This window comes from Ruminococcoides intestinihominis (assembly GCF_040096285.1).
Taxonomy (GTDB): domain Bacteria; phylum Bacillota; class Clostridia; order Oscillospirales; family Acutalibacteraceae; genus Ruminococcoides; species Ruminococcoides intestinihominis.
Map to the genome: position 1 here is coordinate 1 of NZ_JBBMEY010000058.1, position 8751 is coordinate 8751.

7 protein-coding genes and 1 other annotated feature are annotated in these 8751 nt (G+C 31.4%); of the genes, 6 read left to right on the forward strand and 1 reads right to left on the reverse strand.

Annotated features, from left to right (window positions below):
• Positions 1–358: 358 nt before the first annotated feature.
• Positions 359–2044 (reverse strand): 2-isopropylmalate synthase, encoded by a 1686-nt coding sequence (gene leuA, locus WMO18_RS09955; RefSeq protein ID WP_211148431.1) that lies wholly within the window; start codon positions 2042–2044, stop codon positions 359–361.
• A gap of 64 nt (positions 2045–2108) precedes the next feature.
• Positions 2109–2339 (reverse strand) — a binding site (T-box leader).
• A 401-nt stretch (positions 2340–2740) separates the two neighbouring features.
• On the opposite strand from leuA, the gene WMO18_RS09960 reads away from it, so the two are divergent.
• From WMO18_RS09960 to WMO18_RS09985, 6 genes are all read left to right on the forward strand, one after another.
• Positions 2741–3241 (forward strand): RNA polymerase sigma factor, encoded by a 501-nt coding sequence (locus WMO18_RS09960; protein WP_022505311.1) that lies wholly within the window; start codon positions 2741–2743, stop codon positions 3239–3241.
• On the forward strand, positions 3234–3953 hold the full coding sequence (locus WMO18_RS09965; protein ID WP_211148430.1) for a hypothetical protein: 720 nt from the start codon (positions 3234–3236) through the stop codon (positions 3951–3953). Before WMO18_RS09960 ends, WMO18_RS09965 begins: the two co-directional genes overlap by 8 nt.
• Positions 3954–4099: 146 nt before the next feature.
• Positions 4100–4732 (forward strand): leucine-rich repeat protein, encoded by a 633-nt coding sequence (locus WMO18_RS09970; RefSeq protein ID WP_211148429.1) that lies wholly within the window; start codon positions 4100–4102, stop codon positions 4730–4732.
• The gene (locus WMO18_RS09975; protein ID WP_367286575.1) at positions 4729–4917 is read left to right on the forward strand and encodes a hypothetical protein; all 189 of its coding nucleotides are present in this window, start codon (positions 4729–4731) and stop codon (positions 4915–4917) included. The genes WMO18_RS09970 and WMO18_RS09975 overlap by 4 nt, the downstream gene beginning before the upstream one ends.
• An 18-nt stretch (positions 4918–4935) precedes the next feature.
• On the forward strand, positions 4936–6786 hold the full coding sequence (locus WMO18_RS09980; protein ID WP_367286576.1) for a leucine-rich repeat domain-containing protein: 1851 nt from the start codon (positions 4936–4938) through the stop codon (positions 6784–6786).
• 173 nt (positions 6787–6959) lie between these two features.
• Entirely contained in the window at positions 6960–8303 is a 1344-nt protein-coding gene (locus tag WMO18_RS09985; protein WP_329978954.1) for an NYN domain-containing protein, read from the forward strand.
• Positions 8304–8751 lie beyond the last annotated feature (448 nt).

Genomic DNA, 8751 nt, shown 5'->3' on the forward strand with positions numbered 1-8751 from the left:
CTGGACATCAATGATGTCCCCTACACCTGTGAGTCATAGTTTCATATGTTTTTACGGTATATATTCTCACTATAAATTTTTTCTTTATAGCCAATTAAATTTAAAACAAATTTACCTTTACCCACAGACAAAATTGAAAAACCCAAAATTATCAATCTAAACTTAAGAGTTAACGGTAAAGGGAAAAGAAAGAAGTCAAAACAAATTGCTTTGACTTCTTCTATAACAATATTATAAATTTATCACATATAATTTCTATAACAACATAATAAATCTTTAATAAATAACAACTCTATCACAATATAATTTTTGAAATTATATAACAAAAACGAAAGGCCTTAAAATTGAAATAATAAAATTACTTATCTTCAGCTTCGTTTCTGTTGATAGCATTTAGCACACCTAAGATTGAGCTATAGTTAACATTGTGGTCAATGCCAACACCAAAGATTCTCTTGTTTTCAGGTGTTTCAAGTTCAATGTAAGAAACAGCCTGAGAGTCACTACCTTCACTAATAGCGTGTTGGCTATATGAACGGAATTTATATTGATCAATGCCAATCTTCTTTATAGCGTTGAAGAATGCATCAATAGGACCGTTACCAACACCGGTTGTGTTTCTCTTATCAGTACCGTCAATTACAACAGTACCCTTAAAGTGAACATATTCCTTGCCGTTTTCACTTTCTTCAAAGATACGGCTGTTTTCAATAACATACTTCTGTGGGTGTTCTAGATAGTTATCCTTAAATACTTCAAATAGTTCCTTTGGTACAAGTTCTCTGCCTAGTTCATCACACTTAACCTGAACTAATGCACCAAATTCAGGATGCATTTTCTTTGGTAGTTCATAGCCGAAGTTGTGTTCCATAACATAAGCTGCACCACCCTTACCACTCTGTGAGTTAATACGAATTATAGGCTCATACTGTCTGCCAACATCAGCAGGGTCAATTGGAATATATGGTACTTCCCAGTAGTCTGAGTTAGTGTCCTTGCAGTACTTAACACCTTTGTTGATAGCATCCTGATGGCTACCTGAGAATGCAGTAAATACTAGTTCACCAATATAAGGCTGTCTTTCACCAATCTTCATATTAGTGCATCTTTCAAAGATTTCCTTTAGCTTTGGTAGGTTAGAGAAATCAAGTTCAGGGTTAACACCCTGTGTGTACATATTTAGACCAACAGTAACAATGTCTAAGTTACCTGTTCTTTCGCCGTTGCCGAATAGTGTACCTTCAACTCTCTCAGCACCTGCTAGTAAAGCAAGTTCTGTTGCAGCAACACCTGTACCTCTGTCGTTATGAGGATGAACTGAGATAATAGCACTTTCTCTGTTCTTTAGGTGCTTGATAAAGTATTCAATCTGGTCGGCATATGTGTTAGGTGTACACATTTCTACTGTGTTAGGTAGGTTTAGAATAATAGGATTTTCAGGTGTACATTCAAGTTCGTCCATAACCTTTTCACAGATTTTAACTGCATTGTCCATTTCTGTGCCACTAAAGCTTTCAGGACTGTATTCAAATCTAATATTTGTGTCACCGTCATAGTTGTCTGTTAGTTCTTTAATTAACTTTGCACCTTCAACAGCAATGTCAATGATACCGTCCATATCTTTCTTAAATACAACTTTTCTCTGTAAAGTAGAAGTTGAATTGTAGAAGTGAACAATAACATTCTTAGCACCCTTAATAGCCTCGAATGTCTTTTTGATTAGGTGTTCTCTTGCTTGTACAAGAACCTGAATTGTAACATCATCAGGAATATGGTTTCCTTCAATTAGTTCTCTACAGATTTCATATTCTGTTTCTGATGCTGATGGGAAACCGATTTCAATTTCTTTGAAACCCATATCACATAGTGCATGGAAGAATTCCAGCTTTTCTTCTAGGTTCATAGGGTCAATCAGTGCCTGGTTGCCATCTCTTAGGTCAACACTACACCAAGTTGGAGCTTTTGTAATTACTTTTGTAGGCCATTCTCTGTCCGGTAAATCAATCTGCTTAAAAGGAATATACTTTTTGTATCCTTCTTTCATAGGAAAAACCTCCTTGTCTTTCGTAAAAAATAATACATAAAATACATAAAAAAACGCCCCTAAAAATAGGGACGAACAAATAATCCGTGGTACCACCCAAGTTTAAGCATATGTCACCATATACTCCTTAAGAACTTCCAACAAAGTTCTGACCAATAACGAGGTCTGCCGTCTTGCCCTTATAAGACAAGAAACTCCGGGATGAGTTATACATATAAGTTTTGACGTTGTTTTACACCAACCAACAACTCTCTTTGCTCTAAAACAAATATCTTTTTCCCTTCACAGTTTTTAAGGGTTATTTTTTTGTGTAATACTATTATATTAACGGTGAATAGGAATGTCAAGACTTTTATAAATAATATTCTATCTTTATCTATATTTTTTGTAGTAAAATCCCCTGTATGTTGAAAAGCTACAAAAACCAATAAAATACATTAATATATGTTTTAATATTCTAAATGTTGACATATACAAAAAATAGCAATACAATGTAAACAAATATGTTTTATCAATGTAGTAAAATTATAAATAGTTCAAATATAAAAGTGACCCGGAATTATGTATAAATTTTTTACATAAATCTCAAGTTATATTGACTATTGTTACAATGATGAGATTTTCTGAAAAAATTTTAAAAAATATGTAACCTTTTTTGTACTTGAAAAGTGTTATAAGTAAGAGAGGGTAAAGAAGTTGGAAGAGATATTGGATGTTGAGAGCTTTGTCACCAAAGCTGTTAATGAATATTCCGGTACAATATATAAGGTCGCTTTCCATATTACCTGCAACAAGGATGATGCCTATGATGTGTGTCAGGATGTTTTTCTAAGATTGTTCAACAATTTTGAAAAGATAAAGGACGATGAACACCTAAAGGCGTGGCTTATCCGAGTTGCAGTAAATTGTGCAAAAAGCTATTGTACGAAAGGATTTAAGAAAAATACAGTTCCTATTGATGATGTTAATGAAAATGAGTTAATAGCTAAAAATAAGGAAGATAATACTATAGATAAGGTTCTTAAATTACCGGAAAAGTATCGTGTAGTTATTCATCTTTTCTATTATCAAGAAATGAGTATTGAAGAAATATCCGATACTTTACAGATTGGTAAATCAGCAGTTAAAACAAGATTATCAAGAGGAAGAAAACTGTTAGAAAAAATTATTAGAGAGGAGGAAGCCTTAGGTGGATAAATTTGATTTTGATTTGTACAAAAAACAAACCGATGAAATTGACTTAACAGACAAGCAAAAGCAAGACTTAATCAATAATATACTTGATAAGGAAAAAAGAGAAAACTTAAAAGTTATTGATTTCCCTACAGAAAAACCTAAAGTTTATAAATACAAGAACCTACTGGCTATTGCTGCTGGGTTTGTTATTATTATTTCCATTGCTTTCTTAACAAACCTAGTGCCTGGTTTTCTTTCTTCTCAAAAGATGGATGACTTTTCCCTTGTAAATTCACTTAGTGATAAAGACAAAAAAAGTATTCAAAAGGAAATTGTAGTTGAATTTAAGGACAAAAAGTCCGGTAAAAAACGTGAGGTAGAAAGTAAACCACTTGACCTACAGCTTAAGGGTAAACACATAACAAGTGTTGATGTTTATTCAGCAGGTAATAACTATATTGTGTTAAATAGTTATAGCAGTGGTACTGCTTATGCTGAGGCTAGTACTTCTTATAGCAATATTAATTATAGCGATATTGATTTCTTAGGTTGGATGCCATCAGAAGAAAATATAGATAACCTAAAGGCTTTATCTGCTCAATCAACATCTGATGAGTATTATAAATATATGTATGATACAATTTATATGACAATCTATTTTTCAAATGGTGATACTGTAAAGCAAAAGTTGGTTGTTTCTTATGATGACAACTACAATTACACTATTGAATAAATAAAAAAGAAAATTATAATTTTTTGCTCTGCCTTTGGTGGAGCTTTTTTTGTGCAAAAAAATTCTCAAAATTATGTAACCTTTTGTACATTTGATAAGTGTTATATATGAAAGGATATTTTTTAATACAAGAAAGGATGATAAAAATGAAAAAAACTAACAAAATTATCGCTTTAGTTCTTGCAGTTATTACACTGCTTAGTGTAGTGTGTGTTGTACCTGTTACTGCAAGTGCGAAAGTAACAAATGTAGTTTCTTCTTCAGCTAAATCACCTACAAGTGGTAAGTGGGGGAAGAATGCAAAGTGGAAACTTAATTCAAAGGGTGTGCTTACTATCTCAGGTAAGGGTACATTGAAAATTGAAGAGTTAAGTGAGTCAGTTGCAAGAAAAGTTAAAGAAATCAAAATTAACGATGGTATTACAAAAGTGGATTTTTCAGCATTATTCTTTGTTAATGATGCAAGAAAAGTTACACTAAACAAAACCATCACAAGTATTGACAGAGGGGTATTTAACTATTTTGATAATATTACTTCTGTTAATGTACCTAGTGGTAACAAGAAGTATTCTTCAGTAGCAGGTGTTCTTTATTCAAAGGATAAGAAAAAACTTATTTTCTATCCAAGAGGAAAGAAAGGTACAAAGTACACAATTCCATATGGTACAAAGACAATTGGAAAATACGCATTTGATAAGTCACAATATTTAAAGAGTGTAACAATTCCATCAACAGTTACAAGTATAGAAGAAGGTGCATTTTTCGTTGTGAAAAAATGAAGAAAATCACTATCCCAAGTTCTGTAAAAAGAATGGGAAATCTGGCATATGGTTTCTATGTTACTTATGACGAAGACTTAAATATATACATAGAACCAATAAAAGGATGTACTATTTATGGAAAAGCAGGAAGTGCTGCACATAGATACAGCAGAAACTTTGGCGTTAAGTTTAAGAAAAATTAAGTAGGGAGGTAGTGTGTTATGACAAAGTTAAAAAGAAGTATATCTATACTGTTAATGATTTTAACACTTTCAAGTGTATTTAGTATGAATCTGATAAGTGCCTCAGCAAGTACAAACGGTAATTCTCCTTCATCAGGTTTACTATATGAAGATATAGATATGAGTGATGGAATTAAGTATGTTAAGGTAAATTGGTCATATGACGGTAACGGTACATTGACATTTACAGGCGATGGCAAAGTTATTAACTATTATGATGAACTAAATCCTGATAGCTTGTATAAAGAAATAAAAAGTGTCGGTAAGTATGTAAAGCATATAAAACTTGCAGAAGGTATTACCGGTATTGAACTTCCACTAAAGAATTTACCTAAGATTGAAACTATTGATTTATCAAGTAGTGTTAAATATATTGACACTTATGTTTTTCAAGATTGTAAAACAATAAAGAGTGTGACTTTACCTGAAAAGATAACAAGAATTGATGACAATTCCTTTAATGGTTGTTCTAACTTAATTACTGTAAATCTACCTAGTACACTAAAATCAATTGGTTGGAGAGCATTTAGTGATTGTAAAAAGCTAAAGAATATTACTATTCCTGAAAGTGTAACTAAGATTGATGATAGTGCTTTTTCAGGATGTGAAAGTCTAACTACAATTACACTACCTGAAAAGGTTGATGTAATTTCCAATTGGTTATTTGATGGTTGTAAGAACCTAAAGACTATTAATTATTCAAAGAACCTTCGTGTTATCGGTTCAGGTGCTTTTACAGATTGTAAAAGTCTGGAGTCATTTACATTCCCTTCATATATGAATATTATTCAGAAAGATACTTTTTCAGGTTGTACAAACCTAAAGAAAATTACAATCCCTAAGAATGTTACAAAGATTGCACAAAGTGCCTTTGAAGGCTGTGTTAACCTAACTTCTGTAAAACTTTCAAGTGATACAACTGCAATTGGTACAAAGGCTTTTAAGGATTGTACAGGTTTAACTTCTTTCACTATTCCTAATAAGGTAACTTTAATTAGACAACAAGCCTTTGATGGTTGTAAGAATATAAAGACATTTAACATTTCTAAAAATGTTAATGAAATCGGAAAAAATGTTTTTATCAATTGTACAAATCTAAAGAGTATTAATGTGGATAAAAATAATAAGAAATATGCAACAGTAAACGGTTCTCTTTATAATAAGAAAAAGAATAATCTTATTGCTTATCCCGGTGGCAGAACATCATCATACAAAGTTTCTAAGGGTACTGAGTACATTGGAAATCAGTCCTTTTCCGGTGCTACAGTAAAGAAAGTTGTTCTTCCTAATACAGTAAAGAATATTGGCTATAAAGCATTTGAAAACTGTAAGAACCTTAACAATATCACTATTCCAAGTTCTGTAAGTTTTATTGATGCAAAGGCTTTTGACAACACAAAGTACTACAATACTTCAAAGTATTGGTACAAAGGTCAGCTATATGTTGCTAATTGTGTAGTTGACAGTAAAACAAATATTAAGTCTGCTAACCTAAAGTCCGGTACTAGACTAATTGCAAAAGAGGCTTATTATAACAGAAAAAATCTAAAATCTGTTAAGCTATCTAACAAACTTCAGTATATTAATGACAGAGCATTCCTAAACTGCAACAAGGTTAAAAGTGCAGTATTGCCTAAGTCAATTAAATATGTTGGCAAAAAGGCTATTGGCTACAAAATAACTACTGTTTATGCTGATGTAGATTCTTTCCTTGAATACTATCAAAAAATGATTCTTGCAAGAGATGACTTTACTTTATATGTATATAAAAATACTGCCGGTAATAGATATGCTAAGGGTAATGCATTTAACTATAAGGTAATCAAATAAACTGAATATATTTTATTGCACTTCTGATTTAGCTATGGTTAAGTCAGAAGTGCATTTTTTATAAAGAAAGAAAAATAAATATGGGAATTATATATAAAAATGAAAAAACATTGTAAAAAAATAAAATATATTGTATAATAGTATTGAAAATTTTTATACAAAGGTGGTATTTTATGGAACTAAATAACGAGCCTATCTATAAGGCAAGTCAATCAAAAGTTTCTACAGTAGTTGCCTACCTAATAGGTGCTAAAGAAGATATGTTTAGTTACTATTCAGGTGACAGTATGGACATTATTGAGAAACTAAAGAAAAATGATGATGCAATTATTTTAAGGTCACTATGTAATATTCGTACAAACCTAATGCTACATTACCAATCAACTCAAGAAAGCATTTATTATTTTACAAACCTAGACAGACAAAGCTATTATGAAGAAGATGTAAAAATTCTAAGAAGTAAAGGCATTGATATTGTCAAGGCTAATTGCAAGGTAAATACTTATATTGCAAACATAAACGAACTTATTGCAAACAGAATAAATAATGTTAAGGACTTTTTCCCTGAATGGTTTAAGTGGGAATATATCAGAGAACTTTTTGTAATGCCTAAAGGTCAAAAGGAAGACAGAATTATGGCTGAGTCCAAGAAATTCTCTGCCAACAGAAACAACTATCCTTATCAAAGATATATTTATTGGAGACCTGTTGAAGAGGGTAATATCCTGTTTAATGATGAAAAATTTGCAATGATAATCTATAGACAACATAACGAAGAATTTTCTGATATTTCTAAGGTTACAGATGCAAGTGATGTTATCAAAACCGATATTTATGACTTTATTCAGAATGGCGAAAAAGTTATGATTGTGGTTGATTGTGAAAACAGTGACCCTATTAAACTTGCAAGTACTCTTACTCAGCTAAATGCAGATGAACTTTCCAAAATTTCTAAAATAGAATTATACGATGACAAACATACTTCAAAAGCGTGGAAGTACATCGGTACATTAACCGGCATCCCTGTTGAGCATAATGTAATTGAAAGAGTTAAGGAAGAAAAATCTTTGGTTGATATTAAAATGTCAGTGGGTATCTCAAAGGCTTATTTTCGTGACAATGTGGATTCATTTATTATGCTTTCAAGTGACTCGGATTTTTGGGGTGTTATCTCCTCAATTCCTGATGCAAAGTTCCTTGTTATGGTTGAACAAAGTAAATGTGGACCTGATATTCTAAATGCATTTAAGGATAACGGTACATATTATTGTTATATTGATGACTTTTCTACCGGCAATATTAAGGGCTTTAAGAATGCTATCCTTCGTTCAACTTTAGAAGAAAAAGTAGGTTCTCTTGTAAATATTGATACTAAGGAACTTGTAAACAATATTTTCAGAGAGTTATATATGGAAGTTGATGAAGCAGAGAAAAAGAATTTCTACGATAGATATGTTAAGAAAATGACTCTTGCTATTGATAAAGACGGAATGATGACTATTAAAATTCCTAATTGATTTTTAGATAATCTTTCTTCGTTAATTCTTTTGCCGAATGAAAAATTAGAAATTAAATAAAAACTTATAACTAAAACTTATATTTATACTTACAAATTGATTTATGCGTTTGTAAATTCGAACTATGTGTTTGTAAATTTGACTAATGTATTTGAAAATTAAATTTGTAATCTAAAATTAAACTATAAACTATAATAAATTAACCGACCCACCTAGGGTCGGTTTTTCTATGTATAAATAATTTATATTTGCTTAGCCCAGTTTATAAATTGGGGTTTTAAATTTTGTCTGTGGGTTAAGAACAGTCAGCTAAACAAATTAGGGCTTTTCAATTTTGATTGTGGGTAAAGATAAGCTTGTTATGCAAATTAGGGTTTGTGGTGCTAGAACTTGCCTTGTTATGTGGTAGATATTTAGAATTAGTAGAAACCATCCAGCCTTCCTTGTG